The sequence below is a fragment of the Actinoplanes sp. NPDC051633 genome (assembly GCF_040681735.1).
Lineage (GTDB): Bacteria > Actinomycetota > Actinomycetes > Mycobacteriales > Micromonosporaceae > Actinoplanes.
This window is the reverse complement of record NZ_JBFAZH010001131.1, coordinates 1-2499: the sequence shown is the minus strand read 5'-3', so window position 1 is coordinate 2499 and position 2499 is coordinate 1. Positions and strand designations below refer to the sequence as shown.

The window sequence follows — 2499 nt, the reverse complement described above, 5'->3', positions numbered from 1 at the left end:
TGGCACTTTTTCGGGCCCAAGTCACCGGCGGCAATCGCGGGTGCGTGGCTGAGGTTAAAGAAGCGGCACGTGCGCGCTTGAGCTGCGCGGCCGCACGTGTGCTGTTTGCGCGGCGGGACGTGCGTGCTTTTGCTGCGCGGCGGACGTGCGCCTTTAGCTGCGCGGAGCGTGCGCGCTGATGCTCTACCTGCCGGCGCCGATCAGTTCCTTTTTCCTGTCTCGGGATGACTTCACCAGGCTGGCCACCGTCGCTACGCCCAGGCAGCCGATGATCACCAGCAGGGAGAGCCAGATCGGGATCTCCGGCGCCCAGTGGAAGCCGTGGCCGTCGTTGATGAAGCTGATCGTGTTGGTGTGCAGCGCCTCGAGGAAGAGCTTCACCCCGATGAAGGCCAGCACCACGGCCAGCCCGATGTTCAGGTAGACCAGGCGCTCCAGCAGGCCCCCGAGCAGGAAGTACAGCTGGCGCAGACCCATCAGCGCGAAGACGTTCGCGGTGAAGACCAGGTACGGCTCCTTGGTGATGCCGAAGATCGCCGGGATCGAGTCGAGCGCGAAGATCAGGTCGGTGGTGCCGATCGCGATCATCACGATCAGCATCGGCGTGAAGAGACGCTTGCCGGTGGCCACCGCGGTCGTGGTCAGCTTGCCGTCGCCGAACGACGAGGACAGCGGCAGCGCCCGCTTGGACCACCGGATCAGGATGTTCTCCTTGAAGTCCTCCTCGTCGTTCTCGCCCTGCTTGAGCAGCGTGACCGCGGTGTACACGAGGAAGGCGCCGAAGATGTAGAACACCCAGGAGAACTGCGAGATCAGAGCCGCGCCGGCCGCGATGAACGCGCCGCGCATCAGCAGCGCCAGCACGATGCCGATGAGCAGCACCTTCTGCTGGAAACGCCGGGGCACCGCGAAGCGGGCCATGATGATCACGAAGACGAACAGGTTGTCGACCGACAGGCTGTACTCCGTCAGCCAGCCCGTGTAGAACTCGGCGGCCGGCGTCCCGCCCGCGAAGAACCAGATGCCCAGGCCGAAGAGCAGCGCCAGCCCGACGTAGAAACCCACCCAGGTGCCCGCCTCGCGCATGCTCGGCTCATGCGGCCGGCGTCCGACGATCAACAGGTCGACGGCGAGCAGGACGATCAGAGCGGCGAGAGTCGCGATCCACACCCAGGCGGAGACAATCACGATCGGGGAACCTCCGGCAGTCACGGGACATCACCGGACATGGGGGGCCCGGTGGCGTGCGCTGTCGAAGGTCTCTCCCGCCACGGGCCGGCGAACCGGATCGTGACCGCCGGCCCCGGGTGTCTGCCCCGGGGTGGGACAGCAGCCGTGTTGACGAGACCGACGCGAAGGAATACTCCCCTGCAACGTTGCCATTGTGTCGCATCGGCGTGCGTTATTGCACGCTCCCCTGCCAAAACGTGCCCGACATCTCCCGGCCACTCGGCGTTTCCCCTGGTCGCGGCCCGGTGAATGAGCCGGCTCACGCACCATCTACGGCGTCCTAGGAGGCTAGTTCGTCGGTATATGTGGCAGGCTGCCGGGCATGGTTCTCGAAGTCGCGCTGATCGACGTCGTCCCAGGGCAGGAGGACGCGTTCGAGGGGTCCTACCGGCTCGGCCACCCCATCCTGGCCGGCACACCGGGCTGCCGGTCGGTCCGCATGACCCGTGGCGCCGAGTCACCGTCGCGGTTCGTGCTGCTGGTCGAGTGGGACAGCGTCGAGGCGCACATCGAGAACTTCCGCAACACCGAGCGCTTCGAGCGGTGGCGCGGCCACATCGGCCCTCACTTCGCGAATCCGCCGCTGGTCGAACACTTCACCGACGTCGCGCCGGGCGCGGGATCCTGACCTACTCGGGGTCGATCTTCTGCGGGGTGAGGACGACGTCTCCGGCCGCCGCGCCCCAGTGCTCCGCCAGCGACGTCTTGATCCTGTCGAGGGCGTTCCGGTCCACGCCGCCACCCACGTAGACCACGTAGGGCGTGTACCGGGTCTTGCCGGCACTGCCCGGCTCGGTCAGCACGGCGCCGCCCTGGATGCCCGGCTGGCTGATCACCGGACCCATGCCGTCCGCCTCGCGCCCGGGCGGGCCCTCGGTGCTCACCTGCGCCCGGAACCACATCCCCCGCAGCTTCACGACGCGCGCCTCATCGACGCCCGGCACCTGGCTCAGCAGGTCGGCGGCCTGCTGCAGGTCGAGCTCCGTCAGCGGGTCGGCGGTGAAGACGGCCGGGTCGTCGCTGTCGGCGTGCGGAAAGGTCAGCGTGAGGTTTCCGATGTCGTTCAGCAGCGGCTGCTGCTCCGGCCGGATGTCGTTGCCGTTGAGGAACGCGGCGTACCCGGCGCTCTCCCGCACCTGATCGGCGGTGCGACCGGCCTCGGGCTTCCAGGCGATCACACCGATGTCGGTGATCAGCGGACGCAGAACCAGGTCCTTCTGCGCCTCGGTCAGGTTGATCGGGAGCACCTTCGGCTCAAGCGGCTTGGGT

Annotated in this window: 3 protein-coding genes; 1 reads left to right on the top strand and 2 read right to left on the bottom strand. The window is 67.5% G+C overall.

Annotated elements, in window-relative coordinates:
* Positions 1 to 183: 183 nt before the first annotated feature.
* Positions 184 to 1188 carry a TerC family protein gene (locus AB0M20_RS37980; RefSeq protein ID WP_364305692.1) on the bottom strand — a complete coding sequence of 335 codons (1005 nt, stop codon included), beginning with the start codon at positions 1186 to 1188 and terminating at the stop codon, positions 184 to 186.
* A 364-nt stretch (positions 1189 to 1552) separates the two neighbouring features.
* On the opposite strand from AB0M20_RS37980, the gene AB0M20_RS37975 reads away from it, so the two are divergent.
* Positions 1553 to 1858, top strand: a complete 306-nt coding sequence (locus tag AB0M20_RS37975) for an antibiotic biosynthesis monooxygenase family protein (protein WP_364305690.1) — start codon at positions 1553 to 1555, stop codon at positions 1856 to 1858.
* A gap of 1 nt (position 1859) precedes the next feature.
* Here AB0M20_RS37975 and AB0M20_RS37970 read toward each other — a convergent pair.
* On the bottom strand, positions 1860 to 2499 hold a 640-nt coding region (locus tag AB0M20_RS37970; RefSeq protein WP_364305688.1), incomplete at its 5' end, for a hypothetical protein.